Origin of the sequence: Cryobacterium sp. M91 (assembly GCF_002929615.1) — a bacterium.
GTDB classification, from domain to species: Bacteria; Actinomycetota; Actinomycetes; order Actinomycetales; family Microbacteriaceae; genus Cryobacterium; species Cryobacterium levicorallinum.
This window is the reverse complement of the sequence record NZ_PJJT01000091.1, coordinates 24,301-49,570: the sequence shown is the minus strand read 5'-3', so window position 1 is coordinate 49,570 and position 25,270 is coordinate 24,301. Positions and strand designations below refer to the sequence as shown.

The 25,270-nt window shown below is 64.1% G+C and carries 23 protein-coding genes, 1 tRNA gene and 1 pseudogene; 14 read left to right on the top strand and 11 right to left on the bottom strand.

The features are described from left to right. Positions 1-268 precede the first annotated feature (268 nt). Positions 269-1,885, top strand: coding sequence for an isocitrate lyase (locus CXY80_RS17555; RefSeq protein WP_092448782.1), 1,617 nt, complete (start codon positions 269-271; stop codon positions 1,883-1,885). A 107-nt stretch (positions 1,886-1,992) separates the two neighbouring features. On the opposite strand, the gene CXY80_RS17550 is transcribed toward CXY80_RS17555, so the two are convergent. Then, positions 1,993-2,934: a DMT family transporter gene (locus CXY80_RS17550; protein WP_104133232.1), complete on the bottom strand. Its 942-nt coding sequence runs from the start codon at positions 2,932-2,934 to the stop codon at positions 1,993-1,995. 151 nt (positions 2,935-3,085) lie between these two features. Beyond that, positions 3,086-3,160: pseudogene (locus CXY80_RS19225) on the bottom strand (Na+/H+ antiporter NhaA); the annotation flags it as partial. 164 nt (positions 3,161-3,324) lie between these two features. On the opposite strand from CXY80_RS19225, the gene CXY80_RS17545 reads away from it, so the two are divergent. The 4 genes from CXY80_RS17545 (at position 3,325) to CXY80_RS17530 (ending at position 5,924) form a co-directional block, all read left to right on the top strand. Then, positions 3,325-4,653: an NAD(P)/FAD-dependent oxidoreductase gene (locus tag CXY80_RS17545; protein WP_092448780.1), complete on the top strand. Its 1,329-nt coding sequence runs from the start codon at positions 3,325-3,327 to the stop codon at positions 4,651-4,653. A gap of 106 nt (positions 4,654-4,759) precedes the next feature. Next, the gene (locus tag CXY80_RS17540; RefSeq protein ID WP_277871241.1) at positions 4,760-5,074 is read left to right on the top strand and encodes a type II toxin-antitoxin system Phd/YefM family antitoxin; all 315 of its coding nucleotides are present in this window, start codon (positions 4,760-4,762) and stop codon (positions 5,072-5,074) included. Further along, on the top strand, positions 5,071-5,355 hold the full coding sequence (locus tag CXY80_RS17535; RefSeq protein WP_092448779.1) for a type II toxin-antitoxin system RelE/ParE family toxin: 285 nt from the start codon (positions 5,071-5,073) through the stop codon (positions 5,353-5,355). The genes CXY80_RS17540 and CXY80_RS17535 overlap by 4 nt, the downstream gene beginning before the upstream one ends. Before the next feature lie 410 nt (positions 5,356-5,765). Continuing rightward, on the top strand, positions 5,766-5,924 hold the full coding sequence (locus CXY80_RS17530) for a hypothetical protein (RefSeq protein ID WP_233195446.1): 159 nt from the start codon (positions 5,766-5,768) through the stop codon (positions 5,922-5,924). A 147-nt stretch (positions 5,925-6,071) separates the two neighbouring features. Here the strand turns inward: CXY80_RS17530 and CXY80_RS17525 are convergent, their stop codons facing one another. After that, on the bottom strand, positions 6,072-7,469 hold the full coding sequence (locus CXY80_RS17525) for a S8 family peptidase (RefSeq protein ID WP_199182289.1): 1,398 nt from the start codon (positions 7,467-7,469) through the stop codon (positions 6,072-6,074). Positions 7,470-7,840: 371 nt separating this feature from the next. After that, on the bottom strand, positions 7,841-7,969 hold the full coding sequence (locus CXY80_RS20855) for a phosphotransferase (protein ID WP_369828729.1): 129 nt from the start codon (positions 7,967-7,969) through the stop codon (positions 7,841-7,843). A 284-nt stretch (positions 7,970-8,253) separates the two neighbouring features. Between CXY80_RS20855 and CXY80_RS17510 the strand changes: the two genes are divergently transcribed. Continuing rightward, positions 8,254-9,015 (top strand): ATP-binding protein, encoded by a 762-nt coding sequence (locus CXY80_RS17510; RefSeq protein WP_104133229.1) that lies wholly within the window; start codon positions 8,254-8,256, stop codon positions 9,013-9,015. A gap of 179 nt (positions 9,016-9,194) precedes the next feature. Here the strand turns inward: CXY80_RS17510 and CXY80_RS17505 are convergent, their stop codons facing one another. The 6 genes from CXY80_RS17505 to CXY80_RS17475 form a co-directional block, all read right to left on the bottom strand. Then, on the bottom strand, positions 9,195-9,386 hold the full coding sequence (locus tag CXY80_RS17505; protein ID WP_233195468.1) for a PLD nuclease N-terminal domain-containing protein: 192 nt from the start codon (positions 9,384-9,386) through the stop codon (positions 9,195-9,197). 810 nt (positions 9,387-10,196) lie between these two features. Beyond that, positions 10,197-10,670, bottom strand: coding sequence for a hypothetical protein (locus CXY80_RS17495; RefSeq protein ID WP_104133228.1), 474 nt, complete (start codon positions 10,668-10,670; stop codon positions 10,197-10,199). 193 nt (positions 10,671-10,863) lie between these two features. Beyond that, complete coding sequence (locus CXY80_RS17490; RefSeq protein WP_104133227.1) at positions 10,864-11,436, bottom strand: RNA polymerase sigma factor; 573 nt, start codon at positions 11,434-11,436, stop codon at positions 10,864-10,866. Further along, positions 11,433-12,032 (bottom strand): hypothetical protein, encoded by a 600-nt coding sequence (locus CXY80_RS17485; RefSeq protein WP_146070763.1) that lies wholly within the window; start codon positions 12,030-12,032, stop codon positions 11,433-11,435. The genes CXY80_RS17490 and CXY80_RS17485 overlap by 4 nt, the downstream gene beginning before the upstream one ends. Positions 12,033-12,510: 478 nt before the next feature. Further along, positions 12,511-12,582: transfer RNA gene (locus CXY80_RS17480), tRNA-Arg, on the bottom strand. A gap of 22 nt (positions 12,583-12,604) precedes the next feature. Beyond that, a complete protein-coding gene (locus CXY80_RS17475) occupies positions 12,605-13,261 on the bottom strand; it encodes an iron ABC transporter ATP-binding protein (protein WP_104133225.1) in 657 nt (218 codons plus the stop codon). 41 nt (positions 13,262-13,302) lie between these two features. Here CXY80_RS17475 and argS point away from each other — a divergent pair, with 41 nt between their 5' ends. The 8 genes from argS to prfA all read left to right on the top strand — a co-directional run bounded on the left by argS (position 13,303) and on the right by prfA (position 24,565). After that, a complete protein-coding gene (gene argS / locus CXY80_RS17470) occupies positions 13,303-14,979 on the top strand; it encodes an arginine--tRNA ligase (protein ID WP_104133224.1) in 1,677 nt (558 codons plus the stop codon). Between the two features lie 2 nt (positions 14,980-14,981). Further along, positions 14,982-15,743 carry a DUF2993 domain-containing protein gene (locus CXY80_RS17465; protein WP_158251698.1) on the top strand — a complete coding sequence of 254 codons (762 nt, stop codon included), beginning with the start codon at positions 14,982-14,984 and terminating at the stop codon, positions 15,741-15,743. 136 nt (positions 15,744-15,879) lie between these two features. Then, positions 15,880-17,298 carry a diaminopimelate decarboxylase gene (gene lysA / locus CXY80_RS17460; protein WP_104133223.1) on the top strand — a complete coding sequence of 473 codons (1,419 nt, stop codon included), beginning with the start codon at positions 15,880-15,882 and terminating at the stop codon, positions 17,296-17,298. Beyond that, positions 17,295-18,632 carry a homoserine dehydrogenase gene (locus CXY80_RS17455; RefSeq protein WP_233195445.1) on the top strand — a complete coding sequence of 446 codons (1,338 nt, stop codon included), beginning with the start codon at positions 17,295-17,297 and terminating at the stop codon, positions 18,630-18,632. The genes lysA and CXY80_RS17455 overlap by 4 nt, the downstream gene beginning before the upstream one ends. Further along, entirely contained in the window at positions 18,632-19,759 is a 1,128-nt protein-coding gene (gene thrC / locus CXY80_RS17450) for a threonine synthase (RefSeq protein WP_104133222.1), read from the top strand. The genes CXY80_RS17455 and thrC overlap by 1 nt, the downstream gene beginning before the upstream one ends. Beyond that, a complete protein-coding gene (gene thrB, locus CXY80_RS17445) occupies positions 19,756-20,715 on the top strand; it encodes a homoserine kinase (protein WP_092448758.1) in 960 nt (319 codons plus the stop codon). The genes thrC and thrB overlap by 4 nt, the downstream gene beginning before the upstream one ends. 278 nt (positions 20,716-20,993) lie before the next feature. After that, positions 20,994-23,486 carry a transcription termination factor Rho gene (rho, locus tag CXY80_RS17440; RefSeq protein ID WP_104133221.1) on the top strand — a complete coding sequence of 831 codons (2,493 nt, stop codon included), beginning with the start codon at positions 20,994-20,996 and terminating at the stop codon, positions 23,484-23,486. Continuing rightward, entirely contained in the window at positions 23,486-24,565 is a 1,080-nt protein-coding gene (prfA, locus tag CXY80_RS17435) for a peptide chain release factor 1 (RefSeq protein ID WP_092448756.1), read from the top strand. Before rho ends, prfA begins: the two co-directional genes overlap by 1 nt. Before the next feature lie 90 nt (positions 24,566-24,655). Here prfA and epsC read toward each other — a convergent pair whose 3' ends face one another. Beyond that, entirely contained in the window at positions 24,656-25,261 is a 606-nt protein-coding gene (gene epsC, locus CXY80_RS17430) for a serine O-acetyltransferase EpsC (protein ID WP_198415516.1), read from the bottom strand. Positions 25,262-25,270: the final 9 nt, after the last annotated feature.

The window sequence follows — 25,270 nt, the reverse complement described above, 5'->3', positions numbered from 1 at the left end:
TGATCCCGGACGGCGTCGACACCGCTGACGGTCTGGAAGAGTGCCATCGGTGCCCCAGGTGCCGGCTGGTCATCGTCGTGCCCGGAGATGCCCCCGAGAACACCCAACTCCGTGAATAACTTTTCAATTGCAGAAGAATCGCATTTATTCTCTCGACTTTCTTGGGAAAGACTCACTGTTCTTGCGCCAATCTGGGTTTATCAGCCGATAGCGGCTCGTTGAGTCAGAAGTTCCGGCTCAGCCCAACTCACACGTCGAAGGAATTAACATGACTGTCTACCGGAAAGACATCGCGGCCATCGAAGCCCTCAAACAGCAGGTTGGAAGCAGCTGGGACGCCATCAACCCGGAGTCTGTCGCCCGCATGCGTGCCCAGAACCGTTTCAAGACCGGCCTGGAGATCGCGCAGTACACGGCCGACATCATGCGCAAGGACATGGGGGAGTACGACGGAGATTCCTCCATCTACACCCAGTCGCTCGGTGTATGGCACGGCTTCATCGGCCAGCAGAAGATGATCTCGATCAAGAAGCACCTCAAGACCACCAACAAGCGCTACCTATACCTGTCCGGCTGGATGGTTGCGGCGCTGCGCAGCGAATTCGGTCCGCTCCCCGACCAGTCCATGCACGAGAAGACGACCGTTCCCGCTCTCGTCGAGGAGATCTACACCTTCCTCCGCCAGGCCGACGCCCGCGAGCTCGACCTGCTCTTCACCGGCCTCGACAACGCCCGCATCGTTGGCGACGACGCCAAGGCAGCTGCGATCCAGGTGCAGATTGACAACTTCGAGACCCATGTTGTGCCGATCATCGCCGACATCGATGCTGGCTTCGGTAACCCCGAAGCCACCTACCTTCTGGCCAAGAAAATGATCGAGGCTGGCGCCTGCGCCATTCAGATCGAGAACCAGGTGTCGGACGAGAAGCAGTGTGGCCACCAGGACGGCAAGGTCACCGTTCCTCACGAAGACTTCATCGCCAAGCTGAACGCGGTTCGCTATGCGTTCCTCGAGCTCGGTATCGAGAACGGCATCATCGTCTCGCGCACCGACTCGCTCGGTGCCGGCCTCACGCAGAAGCTTGCCGTGACGTACACGCCCGGCGACCTGGGCGACCAGTACAACTCCTTCCTCGACGTTGACGAGATCACCGAAGCCGACCTCGGCAACGGCGACGTCGTCATCAAGCGCGATGGCAAGCTGCTTCGCCCGAAGCGCCTGGCCAGCAACCTGTTCCAGTTCCGCGCCGGAACCGGCGAGGCGCGTTGCGTGCTCGACAGCATCACGTCGCTGCAGAACGGTGCCGACCTGCTCTGGATCGAAACCGAGAAGCCGCACATCGGCCAGATTGCGGGCATGATGAACGAGGTGCGCAAGGTCATTCCGAACGCCAAGCTGGTCTACAACAACAGCCCGTCGTTCAACTGGACCTTGAACTTCCGTCAGCAGGCCTACGACGCACTCCTCGCCGAGGGTAAGGACGTCTCCGCTTACGACCGTGCCAAGCTCATGAGCGTCGACTACGACGAGACCGAACTGGCCGTGAACGCCGACGAGAAGATCCGCACCTTCCAGCGCGATAGCTCGAAAGAGGCTGGCATCTTCCACCACCTCATCACCCTGCCGACCTACCACACGGCCGCACTCTCGACGGATGACCTGGCCAAGGGCTACTTCGCCGACCAGGGCATGCTCGCCTACGTCAAGGGCGTGCAGCGTCGCGAAATCCGTGAGGGAATCGCCACGGTCAAGCACCAGAACATGTCGGGCTCCGACCTGGGTGACAACCACAAGGAGTACTTCGCCGGCGAAGCCGCGCTGAAGGCTGGCGGCGTAAACAACACGAGCAACCAGTTCGAGGAACCGGCTTTGAGTAGCCACTAAGTTAAATCGGAGTAACGAAGAGGCCTCAGTCGAAAGACTGAGGCCTCTTCGTGTGCCCGAACAGCCGTTGACGAGACAGCCTCTGACGAGCGGATGCGCCGAGCCGGTCACCGGGTCGCGGCGGGTATTCTCTGCGTTGAGGTCGCGGTCTTGCGCTCGACTTCGTTGGCCGGGGCAATCGCCAGGATGGCCAGGACGCCGGCGATGACCGCGAGGCCGACCCAGCCGAGCGTCGTGAGGCGTTCGCCGACGATGAACACAGCGAGGATGGCCGCTATCGCCGGTTCGGTGAGCGTGATCGTTGTGGCGGTGCTGGCCCCGACGCGGGTCAGGCCGTAGCCGAACAGAAGGTAGCCGAGGAACATCGGAATGATCGCCATGTACGCGGCAACGCTGAAGGCCTGGGTGGATGCGAGCAGCGGGGCGCCGGTGACAATGAGCACGGGCAGCAGGAGCGTGCCGCCGAGCCCGAACACGAAGCCCATCGATGCTGCGCGGCTGATGCCTCGGTTCATGAGGCGGTGTGCTGCCCAGGAATAGGTGGCATAGGTTGCCCCGGCGAGGAGTCCGAGGGAGATGCCGGCCACGGTCTGACCGGCCGACTCTGCGGCATCCGTCATCTTGGACAGGCACAGCAGCGTGCTGCCGATGATTCCCAGGCCCGCCGCCAGGGCCCACCACCGGCTGAGTCGTTTGTGTTCGAGCAGGAATTCGAGGAGGCCGGAGGCGAGGGGCGCGGAGGCGAGTGAAACGACCGATCCGATCGCGACGCCCGCGAAGTGCATGGAACTGTAGAAGGCCAGGGGGTAGATCATGACCGCCACCGCGCCGAGAACGATCAGCCGCAAATTGCCGCGCACGGCGGGCAGGACGGCCCGAAGCGCGGGGATGGCGATGACGGCCTGCAGAATCCCCCCGATGCCGAGAGCCGCTGAGCCGATCGCGAGCGGCCCAACGCCGGGCGCGAGAGTCGCGGCGGTTCCGGTGGTGCCCCACAGAATGGACGTGACGGTGATCGCGCCGATTCCGGCGAGGCGATGCCGATTCACAGCGCCTCGATCACGGCTGGGGCTTGGCCGGCCCGACGCTGTTCTTTCCAGCCATCCACAACCTCCCCGATCAGGTAAATCAGTCTAGCTACTGGTCTGGAGCTCCGTCTGTTCGCGGGTGCGCAGGTGGCGCTGGTGTGCCGCCCGACGGGGAGGGAACGCCCTTGCCGAACACGGCGAGGACTCCGAGAGCTAATGCAATGTCGGTGGCCGTGGGAATCGGCCAGCGACTGCGGCATCAACCCAACATGCGCATCCCCTGTACGGTCAAGTTCAGACGCTCAGCGACCCCTGCCGCCGTCATGGAGGACGAGCATGGGAGAGTGGGCTCACGGCTGAATGTCAGCCGACTTTGGCAGCGCTGCTCGCCCCCGTAGGAGAAGGTTAGGTATGGAACATTTCGATGCGATCGTGGTTGGCGCCGGGGTGGCGGGGCTGGCCGCTGCTCGACTGCTGGCGAACGCCGGTCGCCGCGTCGTGGTGCTCGAGGCCCGCGACCGTGTGGGCGGCCGGGTCTACACGGATCGCGCCGACGGGTTCGTCACCGACCGCGGCGCATCGTGGATCCACGGCATCACCGACAACCCCGTCGCAGCAGCGGCCGCAGCATTTGGGATGCCAACCATGGAGTTCACGGTCGGCGGATACCAACCGGACAGCCGCCCGATCGCGTACTACGGTCCGAGCGGTGAGCGACTCCCCGATGATGCCGCGCGGGCCTTCACCGACGACATCCGCTCGGTTGATGCCGCGCTCGTCCAGGCGGTCGCTGCGTCAGAAACGGATGCCTCCTACCGCGACGTGACCGAGACAGCGCTCGCTGGCCAGGGCTGGCACCCGGCTCGGGCCGAACGTGTGCGGGAGTTTTTGCAGCACCGCAGCGAAGAGCAGTACGGGGTTTGGATCGACGATCTTGCCGCCCACGGACTCGACGACGATGTCATAGAGGGTGACGAGGTGGTTTTTCCCGACGGCTATGACCGACTGGCCACGCACCTCGCGACCGGACTCGACATCCGCCTGGAGCACGTCGTCACCCACGTGCGATGGTCCTCAACGGTCGTCACGGTCACGACAGACCATGGCATTCTGACGGCGGACACGGCCGTCGTGACGGTGCCCGTCGGGGTTCTCCAGTCACCGGAGTTCACCATCGAACCGCCGCTCCCGGAACCAAACGTGGGCGCCTTGGGGCGGCTGACGATGAACGCGTTCGAGAAGATTTTCCTGCGGTTTCCGACGAAATTCTGGGACGACGGAGTCTTTGCAATCCGGCAACAAGGACCCGAGGGTCGCGCGTGGCACTCCTGGTACGACCTGACGGCCCTGCACGGAACGCCTACCCTGCTGACTTTCGCCGCCGGGCCTGCGGCCCGCGAGATCCGTAACTGGACTGACCTGCAGGTTGTCGACTCGGTTCTGGCGCAGCTGCGGAGGCTGTACGGCGACAAGGTGGAGTTTCCAACCCGGGTTGACATCACCGCGTGGCAGGACGATCCCTTTGCTCGTGGTTCCTACGCGTACATGACGCGCGGCGCCACCACGGCCGACCACGACGACCTCGCGACGCCCGTCGGCGGGGTGCTCCACATCGCCGGAGAGGCGACCTGGACGGATGACCCTGCCACGGTCACCGCGGCGCTCTGCTCCGGCCACCGCGCCGCATCGAACGTGCTGAACCGGGAGATCCCAATCGCTGAGATGTGGGCCGGCCGATGACCGGGGCGCAAAGGTCGCGACGACACGCGACAGAGCGCGGCAGACTGATCCGTTCGCTCACCGCAAGATAACGATCGCCAAGAAGAGCCACTATATGGACCTACTCATGGCCAGGATTCGGGCCTTCGGTGGTGGCATGCAGACGCTACCGATTTCTAAGGTCAAGGACCGGCTGAGTGAGTTCGTCGACGCGGTGTCGCTCACTCACGAGCAGGTGACGATCACGAAAAATGGATTCCCGGTGGCGGTGTTGATCGGAGCCGATGAATGGAATTCGTTGCAGGAGACGCTCTTTTGGCTCTCTCGGCCCGGGACTCTTGCTGCCGTCGCCCAAGCGCGCCAGGAGCTGGTCGACGGTCGCACGATTGGCGAGGACGAGATACGCGCCGAGTTCAACGTTCCCCGTCGATCGTCGAAGTGAGCTCGGACGACGAGAAGAGCGACGAGGTCGAATTCGCTGGTTCGGCCCGCCGAGATTTACAAGGAGTACCGCCCCGGATTGTGCCAGCGATAATTGAGTTCGTCTACGGAGACCTCGCCCGATGCCCGCGGCGAGTTGGTAACCCTTTGCAACGCGAACTCGAAGGTCTGTGGAGCGCGCGCCGTGGCCCCTATCGCATTATTTACGACATCGTCGAGGAACGGCTGGTGATCATCGTCGTGCAGGTGGATCACCGCGCCGATGTGTATCGGCCCAGATAGTTGCAGCCTGAACGCAACGAACAATTGCTGCAACTGGCGTGACCGGGGCTTTCAGAGTGTGCCCCAGGCAGATTCGAACTGCCGCCCCTGCCTCCCGGAGGGCGAACCGCGGACCTTTTCCAGTCTTCCTCCCGACGGTAAATAGTCGATCAAGAGTCGTTTTCGCTCACAATAGCGATCATGATTGAGCAATGATAACGCCACGATTGTGGGCAAGAAGTGGGCACGTGCCGCAAGTGAAGATGGTCGGACCTCGATCAGAGATTCCGCTCATGACTTCGTCATGGGTATCCATGTCTTATCAGTAGTTACTGTCGCTGGATGACTGCGGCTGGTCCAGAGCGATCATGACTGATGCGCAGCGCCGGTAGTGTCTGTACTTCCGAATGCATTCCGAACACGATGATCACATGACTCTGATCAATGACCTTCGCACCACGACTCGGCGATCATCAGACCTGCGCAAGCACTCGGCCGACGTGTTCGCCGAGGCTGAGGATCACACTGTCCAGATCACTCGCCGCTGTGGCGCCGAACACCAAACTGAGAAGAGCCGCAATGACGGCTAATTGAGTCCACGGTCGTGGTGTACGACGAGCCCGTTGTTGAGCGTGGCGTCGTGAACTGTCAGTCAGTCTTGGAGACGGCGCTCGGCAACGAGAAGCGGGTGTGGTCCGGGCTCTCGCCCCGACCACACCCGCTGACCGTCTTCTAAGTCAGAAGCCGCTGACGTTGAGCCGTCCGCCGGTGACCGTCTTGCCGCTGAGGGAGGCCGTCGGGACGACCGAGCTCAGGATCGCGCTCTTGATCTGCGCCGCTGTCGCACCGGGGTGTGTGGAGGCGTAGAGGGCGGCCGCGCCCGTGACGTGTGGCGTGGCCATTGAGGTGCCGTTGTAGGACGAGTAGGTGTTGAAGGCGGTCGTCGACCAGACACCGACTCCGGGGGCGCCGAGGTCGACGGTCGTGGCGCCGTACTGGCTGAAGGACGCCAGCGCCCCATTGCGGTCGATGGCGGCGACTGCGATGACGTTGGCGACGTCGTAGTTGGACGGGTAGGACGCCGTCGTGTCGTTGTTCGTGCCGCTGTTGCCGGCGGCCGCGACGAACAGGATGTTCGCGGCGTTGGCGCGCGTGATGGCGTCGAGCAGGGTCTGGGAGAAGGCGCCGCCGCCCCAGCTGTTGTTGGTCGCCACGATGTTCAGGCCGTGGCGGGTCTTGAGGTCGGTGAAGTAGTCGACCGACTTGACCGCGTCGGCCAGGGATCCGCCCTGGCGACCGAGGAACTTGCCGCTGATCAGGGTCACATCCCAGTTCATGCCAGCTACGCCTTGCCCGTTGTTGGCCTTGGCGCCGATGGTCCCGGACACGTGCGTGCCGTGGTTGTCGAGCGAGCCTCTGGAGCCACCGTCATAGATAGTGTTGTCGCTGTTGGCGAAGTCCCAGCCGTTGACGTCGTCGACGTAGCCGTTGCCGTCGTTGTCGATGCCGTCCCCCGCGATCTCGTAGGGGTTGGTCCAGACCTGCCCGTTGAGCTCGGGGTGGGTGTACTGGATGCCCTCGTCGATGATGCCGACGTAGACGCTCTTCGACCCCGTGTGGCCGGCGGTCCATGCCTCGGCGGCCTGGCTGCCGTAGGCGTTGGCGGGGGTCGAGGCGTCGCCGTACATGCCCCAGAGGTCCTGGGAGGTATTGGTGCTGGTGAAGATGGGGTCGGTGGCGGTGGCCTGGTGGGTCAGGACAAAGTTCGGCTCGGCGTAGGCGACGGCGGGGTCACTCTTCAGCTGCGCGATCGCCTGGTTCAGGTTCTTGCCCTGCGGCAGACGGACGAGCTCGACCTCGGTGCGGTCGGCGGCGGCGACGACGATGCGCTCGGCGAACCGTGCCGAGGCGTGCTCGCGAGCACGCTCGCGCTGGTCGGCGGAGGCGCCGGCCACGTAGCCGACGACGAGCTCGCCGGGGACTGCGGCAGCAGCGGTACCGTTGGCTTGTGGGGCGGGAGCGGCCGAAGCGGGCGTGCTAAGGGCCAGTCCGGTCATGCCGATCAGGATCGCCGACGAGGCAGCCGCTACGGTGAAGAGCTTGAGACGCATCTGTTCCGAAAATCTTTTAAGCATGAAAAATCCTTTTCCTTGTGGGTAGTGGATTGCCAAGTAGTCACCAATGACTTTGCCCATATTGAGCGTTCAACACAGGTGCAATTGAAAGGTACGACTTGCCGCAGATGATCACACGTCGGCTCATGAGGGGACTGCGTTTCGCGGGCTGCTGTGATATAACCCAATGTTTAGCCTTGGGGGTCAGTGGCACCGCCCTCTACTTCCTGCCGCGCCTCCACGCGATGCCCGAGCCCAGCCTCGCCGTCCTATCCGCCCTGGGCAGCGCGCCACCCAGATACGACTTCCCCGACCCGGTGAACCCTTGGAAGACGACGTTCTGCTGCCGGCCCACGAAGGGCAGGTGCCGAGCAGGGCCAGGAGCTGCCGGTTCAGGGTCGCACTCGTCGGGCAAGATCCCAAATCCGAGGCCCCGGAGAAGCCATCTCGACGTCGATAAGTCCAGTGATGTGCCCGTCTTGGAAGACCATGTTGTAGGGATCGACGTCGTTCAGGCACACCACCTCGATTGGCTCGTGCGCCGGCAGCTGCCGGCGGCGGCCCGGTGTGCGAGTGGCGCGTCGGCGTCATGTACCCGTCGGAGCAAAGATCCAGCCTCGTGCAGGATCGTCGGCGACCAGATCCAGCTTGGCATTGGGTAGTTGCCGACGATTCCAGGGAGGTAGGAGAGCACTTCGCGGCCCTGCTCGTCCAGGCCGAAGGGCTCGGGGACTTCCGTCACTCCCGCCGCGCGGAGTGTGGTCAGGAGTTGATGCACCGCAGGAGTCCATAGTCCTGCTGGGCGGTGAACCGTGTCGCCTACCCGCACGATCGTGCCCGCGCTGTGTGGCTTGATGACTACATCGAGCGAGTCATCACTCACGACTTCACCGAACAGGGACACCGCATCCGTCAGCCGGAACTACTGCGCGGATGGCTGCGGGGTTACGCCTCGGCCACGGCCTCCGCAACCACGTTCGCGAAGATCGGTGCCAGTCTCGACCCAGGTGAACCAACAGGACCGACGAAGAAGACGTCAATCGCCTACCGTGACGTCCTGAGCAGCCTCTACCAGCTCGACCAAGTCGACGCCTGGTCGCCCAGTAGGAAGCTCCTGTCACGAGTTGCCCTCGCTCCGAAGCACATTCTCGCCGATCCGGCACTGGCCGCGCGCCTCCTGGGCCTCAACGCGGTCAAACTGATGTCAGCCACCGGGCCCGCGACGAACAACCGCGACCGGACTCGCCTCGGCGACTTCTTCGAAGCACTCGTGGCCCTCAGCCTCCAGACCTATGCGGCAGCGAACGACGCGAAGCTGTCGCATTTCCGCGACAATGATGGGCGACACGAGATTGACTTCGTCATCCACCGAGGAGACGCAGAAGCTGTCGGTATTGAAGTCAAGCTCAAGTCCGCCATCACCGACCAGGACTTTCGCCACCTGCTGTGGGTGAAGGAGTCACTTCCCGACCAAATTGTCGAACTCGTTATCATCAACACTGGCACCCACGCCTATCGCCGACAGGATGGCGTGGCGGTCATCCCGCTCGCGTTGCTCACCGCCTGACCGACGCCCTGCGAGTGCCAGAACTGCCGCAGCGGCTTGCGGCAAAGCGCTCACGAGAGAGCCCTCAAGGGGAACCCCCTATGGGACACTCAGCCCCCCATAGACAGACGCGATGAAGCGCCCCTGGAAACGGGACCGGTCATTCGCGGCAGTCTGTTCTCGCCGTGGCGGAACGGTGCCTAGTCCGCGTGAGACCTCACTGGGGTGGGACCTGATCGTCGACCAATCGAGAGCCATGCGACCGGGCCGACGACTGGCACGAAAATCGTCAGGAGCGTCCAGATGAGTGCTTGCGTGGGGGTAAGTCGTTTAGCCGCCCGCCCTATGGAGACGAGCGCTACGATGACTAGGACAACGAGCAGGACCGACATTATGGTCCAAGCGATGTCATACCCCGCGGGAATGAGAGGATTCGGAGAGTCACCCATATCGTCACTGTACGGTACAGGTCCCACTCCCGAAAACATGCCGACCGACGGATAATCATGGTGAATTGACGGAGCATCCTGCGAACACCAAAACGGATGCTGGTGGAATCTCGATCTGACGGTCCGTTGTCCCGCATCGGGAACGCGGAGCGGGCACATATAGGGAATCACGCGGGCTCTAGGAATCTCCGCTCCAAGCGAGGCGACTACGTGCCATCTTGTAGCCTCAAGGCATGAAGCCTCGTTGCGCCCTCGCTCTTGCCGGATTCGCAACTGTGTGCGCATTGGTCTTGAGCGGATGCTCCGTAGACACGCTAATTTGGGGGAACGACGGTGCTTAGGTTATCCAAACTACCGAGAACCTCATCAAAGACCTCGCTTCTGGCGGAACATCCGATCTCGTCTGCGAAGACGCCGAAGCTGACCTCGGCACGGCAAAAGATTGGGAAGGCCGCTCCGCAGGCGAGCCGGAACGGTTCGTTGCCGACTACTGGGATGAACAAGTACCACTCGATCCGCAGTGGAACATCAACCTGGAGGGTCTTCCCGAGGGGGCTACTCCCGGTGACACTCATCCCGGCGACGTCTTTTACCGCGAAACCGACGATAGTCTCTGCGTGATCGATGTCGCATGGTCGACACTCATCGCCGTCGGCTGACGCAGCCGAATTTTCCCGCCCACACCTGTGGCTATTGAAGAAGAGTGGCGGTGCTCTATTGCCGCAGAATAGCGGCATCGCCGCCCGGGAACGCTTAGCGGTCCGGAAAGGCTGACAGCGCCTCGTCCCACTCATCGGCCGATGAGTCAAGATCTGCAGCCGTCACTGCGATCTCGAACCAAAACTGATCACGGTCATCGCCACTCTGACCGACAGGCATACTTTCAAGCGCAAAGTGCACCCTGACCGATATCGACACGCCCTGATAACTGCCAACGCTGAACGCAAGATTCGGTTCGGTAAATTCGAGCGACGGCACAACACCGGCGTTTCCAATGACGCTTACGGCGATGTCGCCATTGGCCACGCTGCGCAGCCAGGCCGAAATGCGCTTCGCTTCGAACGTCGTCAAACACGGAACGGCAAACTGCCACGCCGCGTCAGGCGCCGATACGTCCCCGCTGATGACCAGCCAATTGTCATCCCACTCATCGCCCGCAGGGGTCGCAAACTCATATCGAACAGGCTCCAACGTCACAGACGCTCTCGTGCCAACACCCAGCTGCATGGATAAATCCTACTGATCGCAGTCTTGCTGAAGCGTGCGCTCACCCTCGCAAAAAAGTCCAGCCCCGCGCCCCCGTAAGCCGAACCCCCTGTGGGACGGCCTCATTCGAAGAGCAGAATAACTGTGGGAGGCGACCCGCTACTTTGGTTTCGCTGCATCCCCCGGGACGTCATCGAAGGTCAGACGGTCGGTGTTAGGTCGCCAGAGCGTCTCGAACCTGGGGGGCTCGCGGGTTGACCGCCCTCCCGGTTGGACTGCTTCCCTGATCCAGTTCCGCACGGAGCGAGGTGCGCGCGCGATGATAGCGGCTGCGAACGGTCCCTTCCTTCATGCGGAGTATGCGGCTGACCTCCACTAGGGAGAAGCCCTCCCAGTGGACCAGCCCGATAATGTCGCGGTCGACCATGTCGAGACCTGCAATGGCTTTGTGCAGGTCGTCATACTCTGTAGGGTCCGAGAAGCCTGCATGCGGTGTGGCGGCCAGAATGCTCCGAAGTCGGTCTCCCAATGTTCTTTGGTAGGTCGCGCGACGGTAGTGGTGCATAAGTACTTTTCGGGCGATGCCGAACATCCAGGGACGAACCTCAGCGTCGTCCGCGGGTAGCGCCGCAGCTTTACGCCAGACGATCAGAAGCGTCTCAGCAAGCAGGTCAGCGGCATCTTCTTGTTCGGCGACCCGTCGAGCAAGGTAACTGAGAACAGGTGCCGCGTGGAGGCGAACTGCGTTCTCAATCCGGGCCGTGCGATCACCCTTGTCGGTATTCATTCGGACGGGGGGACGCACGTAAAGCCCCAAGCGTCCACAGCGGCTTGATCGGTTCCTACGCCCTCCGATAGCCAACCGACGCCAGGGAAGGTTTCTGCTGCGAACGCGCGCACCACGGGGTCGAGTCCGCGACCCACTCGGGTCTCCCCGACGCTGTCGTCTTCGACACCCGGTGCCGTCGTGTCATACAGTTCCTGTCCCATCCCCGCCCAGTCACGGGAGGTGATGGCAGTGTCGAGAGTTTCAGCAGAGTTGGGCGGAGGGTTGCGAAGTTCAATCCACACTCGGCAGGACTGCACGTGGCCCGTCTCCGTGGTCCAGCTGATCGGGATTGGTTCATTGTTACGGACGTTCTCAATCGGCATACTCACGCCTCCCCAATGGGACATGGTGATCACCGCGGTGCTCGCCCCAGCCGTGAGTATGAGCCCGCCCGAGACCACCAAAGGAAGTACCCACCGAGCCCGTGGCGCACGCCCCTGTCGAAGTCGCGCCGGCATGGCCGCATTCACCATCCGCTGCGCTTCGGCCTGGGCTGCAAGGGGCAGTTGTCCCGGCATCTGGCCGAGCAATTCATCGAGATCGGGATTAGTCATTTTCACTCCTCATTTGACTACTCATTCCCCGACGACGTCATATCGTTGCAGAACGGGTCAAATGAATCGCCCGCCTTGCGTCCACATGTTCCGAACTGTGTCAGCGCGGCTGCAGGGCCGTCAGCACGCGCTCGTAGTTCGCGCAGGTCATCGTCCTCAGCCGCCCCCATACGGGAGATTCTCTCACCAAAGCGAACGACCAGCGAGTACCACGCCGAACTCCAACGACGGCCCCTAAGCGGGACCTCATACGGGAACGCCCCCGCAAAGACAGGGCCCCGCGCACCGTCTGAGCAAACTTGTCCCGTTTGACCTGTCGCGTAAGGAAATCCCGCCAAGGCACGTCAACTGCGACAGGCTGAGGACCGCGTTCGGATCACGTCTACTCATGACAACGACATGACTTTCAACGAACTTGATAGCCGGATTGTCCGAAGTAGGTGGCAATAGTCCGAACTGGACTGTCACGTGACAGATGTGCCCCCAGGCAGATTCGAACTGCCGCCCCTGCCTCCGGAGGGCAGTGCTCTATCCCCTGAGCTATGGGGGCCAGGGTGGTTCAAGGTTAGCAGCTACCCGAGGTGACCGAGCACCGCCGACATGAGGCGCTCGGAGTCGCCCGGCTCGATGAAGGCTGGCGAGCTCAAGGTGACCCAGTAGGTTCCCGTGAAGACCTGTGCCTGGCCGCTGCCGGCGGCGGCGTATTCAAAGAAGCCGTCGACGGTCGGCGGGGTTCCGTAGGTGGGCACGGCCTGGCTGTCGGCATCCGCTTGCTGCTTGAGTGTGGTCATCAAGACGTCGTTCGGCGCCACCAGCGAGAGCTCGATGAGCTCGCCACTAGTCTGGTTCGAGTAGCCGCAGGCGAGTCCGTTGTAGTCAAGCGCAGACTCGGCCAAGCCACCGGCGGCTGGGGCGAAGCTCGGCGCGGTGCCGTAATTCGGGTTGAAATCGTAGAGATCCTGCAGGGTGAGCAGCTCATCGCAGGCTCGCTCAATCGGAGAACCGGTCGCTTCCGGCGTCGGCGATGACGAGGGCGCTGCACTCTCGGTCGGTTCAGCGGATGCCGTGCTCGTCGCCGCAGAATTCGTCGGCGTCGGCTCGTCACCACTGGCGCAGCCGCTCAGAACGAGCGCGAACAGAGCGCCACCGGCGAGCACCAGGCCTGCCCGACGCCGCGCAAAGCGAGGAACGGTACGGGCAAATGAGGGGTAGACGCGGGTATCAGTCACGTGTTGACCCTACCAACAGGAGGGGCCGGTACGATTGTCCAGTGACTCCTGCCGAACTCTCCCAGTCCCTCTTCGATCTCATCCAGGACGTAAGCGAACGCCGACGCGAGACTGACACGGCAAGGGTAGACCTCGGACTCACCCTCGCCGACGTCGCCGTCGAACGCCCGCGCAATCGCGACCACGGTGACTGGGCCTCGAGCATCGCGCTGAAGATCGCCAAGCCGCTCGGCACCAACCCGCGTGAAATTGCAGCGGAGTTGGCCGCCGGTCTCGAACAGCTCAGCGATGTCGCATCCGTTGAAATCGCCGGCCCCGGCTTCATCAATATCCGTCTCGAGGCTGCGGCGGCCGGCGCACTCGCCAAAACCATCGTCAACCTGGGCGAGGTCTACGGCACCGGCCACCTCTACGACGGTCTCAAAATCAACCTCGAATTCGTCTCGGCCAACCCCACCGGCCCGATCCACATGGGCGGCGTGCGCTGGGCCGCGGTCGGCGACAGCCTCGCCCGCGTACTGCAAGCCGAGGGCGCCGACGTCACCCGCGAGTACTACTTCAACGACCACGGCTCGCAGATCGACCGCTTTGCCCGCAGCGTGCTGGCGAGCTACCTCGACGAGCCCACTCCCGAAGACGGCTACGGAGGAGCGTACATTGGCGATATCGCGGCCAACGTGCTTGCGAAGTACGACGGCGACGTCGCTGCCCTGCCCCGCGACGAGCAGCAGGAAGTGTTCCGCTCGATCGGTGTCGACCTCATGTTCACCGAGATCAAGGACAAGCTGCACGGTTTCGGCGTCGACTTCGACGTGTATTTTCACGAAGACTCGCTGCACGAATCCGGCGCCGTCAACCGCGCCATCGAACGCCTCCGCGAACAGGGTCATATTTTCGAAGCTGATGGCGCCATCTGGCTGCGCACCACCACCTTCGGCGACGATCGTGACCGGGTGATCATCCGCTCCAATGGTGAACCCGCCTATATTTCGGGCGACCTCGGCTACTACCTCGACAAGCGTGAGCGCGGATTCGACCAGTGCCTGATCATGCTCGGCGCCGACCACCACGGTTATGTCGGCCGCATGATGGCGATGGTGTCAGCCTTCGGTGACGAGCCCGGCGTGAACCTGCAGATTCTGATCGGCCAGATGGTCAACCTGCTCAAAGACGGCGAACCGGTGCGCATGAGTAAGCGCGCCGGCACCATCGTCACCCTGGACGACCTCGTCGACGCCGTCGGTGTTGACGCCGGCCGCTACGCCCTGGTGCGATCGAACAGCGACTCGCAACTCGATATCGACCTCGACCTGCTCGGCAAGAAGACGAACGATAACCCGGTCTTCTATGTGCAGTACGCCCACGCCCGCACCTGCTCGGTCGCCCGCAATGCGGCAGCGAGCGGCGTCGAGCGCTCGGTGTTCTCGCCGGAGCTGCTCGTGCACGACAGCGAATCCGCGCTGCTCGGCGTGCTGCAGGAATACCCGCGCATCGTCGCCCAGGCCGCCGAATTGCGGGAGCCGCACCGCGTCGCCCGCTACATCGAAGAGGTCGCCGGCTACTACCACCGCTGGTACGACAACTGCCGCGTCATCCCGCTCGGCGACGAACCGGTCACCGACCTGCACCGCACCCGTCTGTGGCTCAACGACGCGACCGGCCAGGTGATCCGCAACGGCCTCGACCTGCTCGGCGTCACCGCCCCGGAGCGTATGTAATCGTGGCCAAGCGCAAACGTCGCGGTCTGGTTCCGCTGATAATTCTGGGGACGCTTGCCGTTCTGCTCGTGGTCGCGTTTTTCCTGGTCGATAGCGGACTGCGCGCTTTCGCCCAGGACCGTGCCGAAACCGAAATCAGCAAGCGGATGCCCGCCTCCGTGACCGGGGACGTCACCGTGACCATCGGCGGCACCTCGGTGATCGCCCAGTTCATCGGAGGCAATTTTGACGAGGTGGAACTGACCGCGCCGAAGCTGACTGTCGACGGCGTACCGGCATCCGTTCATGTCATTGCCCGCGATGTGTCGACCAATACGGCCAAGGCGATTGGCTCGCTCAGTGCGACCCTCGACCTCGATGAGGCCGCCCTCAATCAGCTCGTTCAGGCCTCCGGCAGCGCGCCGGCGGACGCCGTCCTGACCCTCGGCGATAATGACGTTGCATTGACCGCGTCGGTGAAGTTGTTCGAGTTCGATGTCGGCTACAGCGCCACGGCCACGGCCAGCGCCGCCGGCGATACCCTGAACTTCACCCCGACCGAAGCGACCGTCACCAGCGGCATCGGCGACATCGACGCAACACCGCTGGTCAATCTCATCCTCCAGCAGGCCCCGATCGGTGTCTGCGTGGCCAGCTACCTGCCCGAGGGAGTCGAACTGAGCGACGTTGACATTTCACCCGAGCGAGCACGCGTTACGCTGGAGTCGAGCACTTTGCGGCTCACCGTGCAGTCGCTGACCACCCTCGGCAGCTGCGCCGACTAATTCGATCGTCGTCACCTGCGGCGGTAGAATTTGGTCAGGCCTGCCCGTCTTGTGGGCTGACCAATTTTTCCGGCTTCAGGGACCAAACCGGGTTCGCTCGCTGAGATTCCCCTTCGACTCTCGTGAGGTACTCCCCGTGACGACTGAACCTAATTCTCTGGCCCCCGACTGGCTGCGCCTTCCCGCCGACGCGAACGCGCTTGCACCCGGCCTCTGGCCGGCGACGGCCGCCCGCAGCACCAGCGGTGAACTCCTCATCGGCGGGGTGAGGGCCTCGGCCCTCGCCGCCGAATTCGGCACTCCTCTCTATGTCATCGATGAAGCGGATGCCCGCGCCCAAGCGAGCGAGCTGCTCACCGTGTTCCAGGCTGAGTTCGCGCGGATCGGCACGAGCGTCAAGGTGTATTACGCCGGGAAGGCGTTTCTGTCGACCGAGATCGTGCGCTGGGTCACCGCCGCGGGCCTCAATATCGACGTCTGCAGCGGTGGCGAACTCGCCGTCGCGCTGGCTGGTGGCGCCGAACCGGCCAGGCTCGGCTTTCACGGCAATAACAAGTCCCTCGCCGAACTCGACCAGGCCACCCGGGTGGGCGTCGGCACGATCGTGATCGACAGCGAGGTTGAAATCGGCCGCGTCGCCGAAGCCGCCGCGCGAAACGGCCGGGTGCAGAACGTGCGGCTGCGCGTGAACAGCGGCGTGCACGCCCATACCCACGATTTCCTGGCCACCTCGCACGAGGACCAGAAGTTCGGCATCGTCCTTACCGATGCACCGAGGCTGGTCGCGCTGATTCGCGCCGAACCCGCGCTGGGCTTTGTCGGCCTGCACTGCCACATCGGCTCTCAGATCTTCGGTGCAGACGGATTCGCCGAGTCGGCCGCCCGGCTGCTCGACCTGCACGCGGTCCTGCTCAAAGACGGCCCGGTGCCCGAACTCAACCTCGGTGGTGGCTTCGGTATCGCCTACACGAGCGCCGACGAACCCACGCCGATTCGAGAGCTCGCCGTGGCCCTGGCCGACATCGTCGCCACCGAGTGCGCGCGGCTGAACATCCCGCTGCCGGTCGTCGCGTTCGAACCCGGCCGCGTCATCATCGGACGCGCCGGCGTGAGCCTTTACCGTGTCGGCACCACCAAAGCCGTCGACGTGTCGGGCACGCAGCGCCTCTACGTCAGCGTCGATGGCGGCATGAGCGACAACGTTCGCCCGGCCCTCTATGGGGCCGACTATGCGGTACGCCTCGCCGATCGGGTGTCGACGGCCGAGCCGGTGCTCGTGCGCATCGCCGGCAAGCACTGCGAGAGCGGCGACATCGTCGTCGACGCCGACTATCTGCCGAATGATGTGACCCCCGGCGATCTGCTCGCGGTGCCGGCCACCGGCGCCTACTGCTGGGCTTTGTCCAACAACTACAACTACCAGGGCCGCGCGCCCGTCGTGGCCGTGCTGGATGGCACGGCGCGGGTGCTCGTGCGCGGCGAAACGATAGCCGACCTGCTCGCGCGGGACACCGGGATGCCTTCGACGGGCCCGGCCAATGGAGGAGAATCTTGAAGATCGAATACCGCAATCTGCGCGTTGCGCTCCTCGGCGGTGGCAACGTGGGCGCCCAGGTAGCCCGCCTGTTGCTGGAACAGGGCCCTGAACTGGCCAACCGCGTCGGCGCCACCCTCGAACTGGTCGGCATCGCGGTGCGCGACGTGAACGCGGAACGCACGGTCGATCTGCCCCGCGACCTGTTCACGACCAACGCCGAGGAGCTTATTCTCGGCGCAGACATCGTGATCGAGCTGATGGGCGGCATCGAGCCGGCTCGCAGTCACATTTTGCTGGCGATCAATAGTGGAGCGGATGTTGTCACCGCCAACAAGGCGCTCCTCGCCCAAGCCGGGCCCGAGCTGTTCGCGGCCGCCGATCAGGTCGGCGCCCAAATCAACTACGAGGCCGCGGTCGCCGGGGCCATCCCCATCGTGCGTCCGCTGCGGGAGAGCCTCGCCGGCGATCAAGTCAAGCGCATTCTCGGCATCGTGAACGGCACCACGAACTTCATTCTCGACCGGATGGACACCGACGGGTTCAGTCTCAAAGACGCGCTGGCCGAGGCGACCGCGCTCGGTTACGCCGAGGCCGATCCGACGGCCGACATCGGCGGATACGACGCCGCGCAGAAAGCGGCCATTCTGGCGAGTCTGGCATTTCACACGACGGTGCCGCTGGCATCCGTTTACCGTGAAGGCATTGAGTCGGTCACCCCCGCGCAGATTGAATCGGCGCGCAAGGCCGGCTATGTCGTGAAGCTGCTCGCCATTTGCGAACGGGTCACCGACGAAAACGGCGTCGACGGGGTGTCGGCACGGGTCTACCCGGCGATGGTTCCGCGCAGCCATCCGCTGGCCGCTGTGCACGGCGCCAACAATGCCGTCTTCGTCGAAGCGGAATCCGCCGGCAGCCTCATGTTCTACGGCGCCGGAGCCGGGGGAGTGGAGACGGCCTCGGCCGTGCTCGGGGACGTTGTCTCCATCGCGCGGCGTCACGTTGCCGGTGGGCCGGGCGTTGCCGCGTCGACCTACGCCGAACTGCCCATCTTTGATATCGGCCGGGTCACCACACGGTACGCGGTGACCCTCGAAGTCACCGACGAACCCGGCGTGCTCGCGACCATCGCGAGCGTCTTCGGCCAACGCAAGGTCTCGTTGGCGCTCGTGGAACAGTCCATGACACCGGCCGTGATGGCAACGAAGAGTCGTGCAGCACGCTCGGCCACGGCTACCCTAGTGATCGGGACCCATGACGCAACGGAGGCCGCACTCGCCGCCACCGTGCAGGACCTGGCCACCAACAGTGTTGTCACCGAAGTCGCATCCGTTTTGAGAGTTGAAGGAGTCTGATGTTTAGCCCAAGCGAGACCAGTACCAATCTGACCAAGCCCGGCGCAATCGTCAGCCGCCAGTGGCGCGGGGTGCTGAACGAATACTCCGACCGACTGAATATCTCCGAGAAGACCCCGATCATCACCCTCGGGGAGGGCGGCACGCCGCTCATCCCCGCCGCAGCGCTCTCCGCGCGCACCGGCGCGAAGGTCTGGATCAAGTTCGAGGGCATGAACCCGACCGGGTCGTTCAAGGACCGCGGCATGACGATGGCCATCTCCAAGGCCATGGAAGACGGCGCGAAGGCTGTCATCTGCGCCTCGACCGGCAACACGAGTGCCTCCGCCGCCGCCTACGCGACCCACGCGGGCATCACCGCCGCTGTGCTCGTGCCCGCGGGCAAGATCGCCATGGGCAAGCTCAGCCAGGCCGTCGCCCACAACGCGCAGCTGCTGCAGGTGCAGGGCAACTTCGACGACTGCCTCGACATCGCCCGTGAGCTCGCCACCAACTACCCGGTGCACCTGGTCAACTCGGTCAACCCCGACCGCATCGAAGGCCAGAAGACCGCCGCCTTTGAGGTCGTCGAGGTGCTCGGCGACGCCCCGGACTTTCAGTTCGTTCCGGTCGGCAACGCCGGCAACTACACCGCCTACTTTCGCGGTTATAGCGAAGAGGTCGCCCGCGGCGCCACCACGAAACTGCCGCGCATGTTCGGTTTCCAGGCCTCTGGCAGCGCCCCGATCGTGCTCGGCCACCGGGTCGACAACCCCGACACTATCGCGAGCGCCATCCGCATCGGCAACCCGGCATCGTGGGACCTCGCGCTCAACGCGCGGGAGCAGAGCGACGGCTATTTCGGTGCCATCACCGATGCAAAAATTCTTGAAGCGCACCGCATCCTCTCGGCCGAGGTCGGAATTTTCGTAGAACCGGCATCCGCTATTGGAGTGGCCGGCCTGCTCGAGCGCGCCGAGGCCGGATTCATCCCCAAGGGCTCGACCGTCGTGATCACCGTCACCGGCCACGGTCTGAAGGACCCGAACTGGGCGCTGCGCACCGCCGACGGCTCCGACGTCGTGCCCACGATCGTTCCGGTCGACACCGCCGAAATCGCCAGCGTGCTCGGCCTGGGCAAGGCATGATCAGTCCGCTCTCGCTGATTGGGCGCGCCGTCTCGGTGCAGGTGCCGGCCACCACGGCCAACCTCGGCCCCGGTTTCGACACGCTCGGGCTCGCGCTGGCCAAGTACGACCAGCTCGAAGTCACCGTGCGCAGCGAACCCGGCGTCTTTGTCGAGGTGCACGGAGTGGGCGCCGGTGAGGTGCCCACCGACGAGAGCAACCTCGTAGTGCGTGCGATCATTCACACCTTCGAGGCCGTGGGTCAGCCCATGCCCGGGCTCAACATCGTCGCGCACAACGTTATTCCGCACGGACGCGGCCTCGGCTCCTCCGGTGCGGCCATCGTGTCGGGCATCATGGCGGCCAAGGGACTGCTGGAGGGCGTGGTCGACATCGACGCCGAAATGCTGCTCGTACTCGCCACCGAGATGGAAGGGCACCCGGACAACGTCGCCCCCGCACTGTTCGGCGGTTTGACCATCGCCTGGACCACCCCCGAGGGTCCGCGTCACAAAAAGCTCGTTGTGCACCGCGGCGTCAAGCCTCTCGTGTTCGTTCCTGAGCAGGAGATGTCCACCGCGCTTGCGCGCAGCCTGCAACCAGCTTCCGTGCCGCACGAGGACGCCGTTTTCAACCTGTCGCGCTCTGCGCTGCTGATCGCCGCGCTGATTCAGAGCCCGGAGCTGCTGCTGGCCGCGACCGAGGACAAGCTGCACCAGAGCTACCGCGCCGCGGCCATGCCGGAGACGAATAAGCTCATCACCCTGCTGCGCGAAGCCGGCTTCGCGGCCGTCGTGTCCGGTGCCGGTCCATCCATTCTGGTGCTGGCGAGTGACCCGGGCCAGCGTCTGGTCGCAGCCGAACTCGTCGCGAGCCAGTCAGACACCCCGTGGCGCGCGCTCATGCTCGCCGTTGATGTGCAGGGTGCCACCGTGCATCCGCTCGCTTCCGCGAGCACGGCCGAGAGCGCCGCGTAACGCTCGTTTTGATCGGGCTGACGTGCCTCGTGCGCGTCGGCCCGACTGGCGATTCGACTGGTGGTGGAGTGCTATGGTTGAAGCGCACCCGATAGAAACCGCCTCCGGCGACATCCGGTGCATTCCCTGTACCTCACTGCTATTGCGATTTCGTGCGTAGCTGTGTGTGTTTACACCAATCCCCTCCACTTGTCGGATTGGATCACCCGCAGCGCATCCGTCGCTGCATACATCTCCTGGCCTGAATTTTTGTTCGGCAGGGGAAAGGAACCCCCTTCGTGACTGATGTCAACCTCCGCGCCACTGGCTCGGATCTTCCCCGTCTCAGTACCCTTCGCGTGTCCGAGCTGCAGGCTCTAGCTCTCGAGCTGGGAATCTCCGGCGCTTCCAAGCTTCGTAAAGGAGAACTCGTGGACGCAATCCAAACGGCTCGGTCCGGCACCGAACAGGCCGATACCGAGCAGACCAGCACTAAACAGGCCAGTAACCCTGCTCCGGCCCTGACCGTTGCTCCCCTCGATGTTGCTCCCGTAGTTGAGTCGTTGCCGGCCGAGTCCGCACCGGTCGAGAGCCTCGCCGAGGCCATCGATGCTGCTCCGCGTAAGCGTGCGCCTCGTCGTGCCAGCACCAGCACCGCCGCTCCCGCCAAATCCCACGTCAATGCCGATGCCAGCTCCGGATTCGGCATCATCCTCCCCGACGCTCCGGCCGCCGGCTCTCGTATTGCACGCAACGCCCGTGGCGCTGCGGCCGCCACGAGCGCGCCGACAGCGGATGCTGCGGCATCCGCTTCTGAAAACACCGGCGAGAACACCGAACCGGTCACCGACAAGCCGGTTCGCCAGGCGCGCAAGCGCGTGCAGGTTGCGCCGGTTCACCTCGATGGTGCGGCCGCCGTCGTCCTCAACACCGCTGACAGCGCCCCGACCGACAGCGCAGCCACCGACAGCGCCCCGGCCGAGAGCACGCCAGCCGAGACTGCACCGGCAGCCCGCCGTCCGTCCCGTCGGGCGTCGTCGCAGCGCAACGTTCCCGCAGCCGATGCTGGCACCGACAGTGCCGCGCCGGTCGAGGTGCCCGCCGACGCAGCGGCCCCGCAGGTCGAGGCAGTAGACGACTCAAACGAATCGACCGATGACTCCAACGAGACGAACGCGCCGCGCCAGGGCCGCAGCCGCAGCCGTAGCCGCGGTGGCGATCGTGCGCAGGTCGCCGACCGTAACCAGGTTGATCAGAACAACCAGAACAACCAGAACGACCGCAACCAGAACAACCAGAACGACCGCAACCAGAACGGCTCAAACGACGAGGGCCTGACCCGCGCACAGAGCCAGCGTCAGGCGCGCAATGAGCGCAACCAGGAACGCAATCAGGAGCGCGCGCAGGCGCAGGCCGATCGCAATCAGGACCGTAATCAGGGTCAGGATCGCAACCAGGACCGCAATCAGGGTCAGAACGACCGTGGCCAGGACCGTAATCAGGGTCAGGATCGCAACCAGGGTCCCGACCGTCTCGACGACGACATGAATGGCCGCGGCAACCGCAACCGGTACCGTGACCGCAAGCGTCGCGGCCCGAACCAGGGCGATGACTTCGAGCCCGAGGTCAACGACGATGACGTACTCATTCCCGTCGCCGGAATTCTGGACGTGCTCGACAACTACGCGTTCGTGCGCACCTCCGGCTATCTGCCCGGTGCGAGCGACGTCTACGTCTCGCTCGGCCAGGTCAAGAAGTACAACCTGCGTAAGGGTGACGCCGTCGTCGGCTCCATTCGCCAGCCGCACGAGGGGGACCAGTCCGGCCGACAGAAGTACAACGCCATCGTCAAGGTCGACTCGATCAACGGCCAGACCGTTGAAGAGGCCGCGGCCCGTGTCGACTTCCACAAGCTCACGCCGCTGTACCCTACGGAGCGCCTGCGCCTCGAAACCGAGCCGGGCAAGCTCACCCAGCGCATCATCGACCTCGTTGCTCCGATCGGCAAGGGCCAGCGCGGCCTGATCGTTGCACCGCCCAAGGCCGGCAAGACCATCGTCATGCAGCAGATCGCGAACGCCATCGCCACCAACAACCCTGAGGTTCACCTCATGGTCGTTCTGGTTGACGAGCGTCCAGAGGAGGTCACCGACATGCAGCGAACGGTGAAGGGTGAGGTCATCGCCTCCACCTTCGACCGCCCCGCCGAAGACCACACCACCGTCGCCGAACTCGCCATCGAGCGCGCCAAGCGCCTGGTCGAGCTCGGCCACGACGTCGTCGTGCTGCTCGACTCGATCACCCGCCTCGGCCGCGCCTACAACCTGGTGGCCCCGGCCTCTGGTCGCATCCTCTCCGGCGGCGTCGACGCATCCGCTCTGTATCCGCCGAAGCGTTTCTTCGGTGCGGCGCGCAATATCGAGAACGGTGGCTCGCTCACCATTCTCGCCTCCGCGCTCGTGGAGACCGGCTCCAAGATGGACGAGGTCATCTTTGAAGAGTTCAAGGGCACCGGCAACATGGAACTGCGCCTGTCCCGCCAGCTGGCCGACAAGCGCATCTTCCCCGCCGTCGACGTGAACGCGTCGGGCACCCGCCGCGAAGAAATGCTGATGAGCGCGGATGAAGTCAAGGTCACCTGGAAGCTGCGTCGCGCCCTCGCCGGGCTCGAGCAGCAGCAGGCGCTCGAACTCATCCTCGGCCGTCTCAAGGAGACCTCCTCGAACGTGGAATTCCTCATGCAGGTTCAGAAGTCGATGCCGACCCTGAACGGGTCAGACAAGGATAAGTAATGTTCGAATCCGTCCTCACGCTGCTGGCCGAGCACGACGACCTGCAGTCGCAGTTGGCGGATCCGGAGCTGCACGCGAATCCGGCCCGTTCGAAGAAGGTCAACCGGCGCTATGCCGAGTTGAGTCGCATCATCGCGGCGTACCACGAGTGGAAAGCGGTTGAAGATAACCTCGAAGCCGCTCGTGAACTCGCTGACGAAGACGCTGCCTTCGCCGAAGAGATTCCGGATTTGGTGGAACAGCTTGATGTTACGGCTGAGAAGCTGCGACGCCTGCTGATTCCGCGCGACGAACTCGACGCCCGCGACGTGATCATGGAGATCAAGATGGGGGAGGGCGGTGCCGAATCGGCGCTGTTCGCCGCCGATCTGCTGCGCATGTACCTGCACTACGCCGAGTCCAATCGCTGGAAAACCGAGATCATCGAGCAGACTTCGAGCGATCTTGGCGGCATCAAAGACATCCAGCTCGCTATCAAGGGCAATTCGAGCGACCCTGCCGAGGGTGTCTGGGCGCACCTGAAGTACGAGGGCGGCGTGCACCGCGTGCAGCGCGTGCCGGCGACCGAGTCGCAGGGACGCATTCACACGTCGGCGGCCGGCGTGCTGGTCTTCCCCGAGGTCGACGAGCCCGAAGAGGTCGAGCTGCACCCGAACGACCTCAAGATCGACGTGTATCGTTCGAGCGGTCCCGGTGGCCAGTCGGTCAACACCACCGACTCCGCCGTGCGCATCACCCACCTTCCGACCGGAATCGTGGTGGCCATGCAGAACGAGAAGTCACAGCTGCAGAACAAGGAAGCCGGGATGCGCGTGCTGCGGGCCCGGGTCCTGGCGCGTCAGCAGGAAGAAATCGACGCGGCGGCCTCGCTCGTGCGCAAGGGGCAGATTCGCACAATGGATCGCTCCGAGCGCATCCGCACGTACAACTTTCCGGAGAACCGCATCGCCGATCACCGCACCGGTTACAAGGCCTACAACCTCGACGCCGTCATGAATGGAGCCCTCGGCCCCGTGATCGACTCCTGCATCCACGCCGACGAGGAAACTCGCCTGGCCGAGCTCGGCGACCCCGAGTAGCACCCGCATTAACCTAACCGGGCCCGGGCCCGGAAAGCGGGCCCACGATAGAACATGGGCCTACTTTCCGGGCCCGGGCCCGGTCGTATTCTAGAGGTAGTACTCGGGCTCCAGGGTGCCTCCGCGGGCGGACTCGACCGTCGCGGGCGTCTGCGGGCGTATCGTCGCCGGCACCCCCACGAGCAGCGACCGCGGCGGGGCATCTTTGGTTACGACCGCGTTCGAGCCGATCGTGCTCCAGGCACCGATGGTGATCGGGCCGAGGACCTTGGCGCCAGCTCCCACGGTGACTCCGTCGTCGAGAAACGGATGCCGCCGCACGCCGCGCGAATGCCCGTGCCGGCTCTTGCCGCCCAGCGTCACCGCGTGGTACAGCATCACATCGTTCCCGAGCACCGCCGTTTCACCGATCACGACACCCATGCCGTGGTCAATGAACAGGCGACGCCCGATGGTTGCCCCCGGGTGAATCTCAATTCCGGTCAGAAACCGGGTCACCTGAGACAGGAGGCGGGCCAGCAGGTGCAGTCCACGACGCCACAGACGGTTCGCGATCCGATACGACCAGACCGCGTGCAGCCCACTGTAGGCAAGGAAGACCTCGGTGTTGCTGCGCGCGGCCGGGTCGTGGGTGCGCGCCGTCGCGATGTCTTCGCGGAGGCGCCCGAAAACGCTCACTGACTCTGGGGGATTCATGGAGGGGCT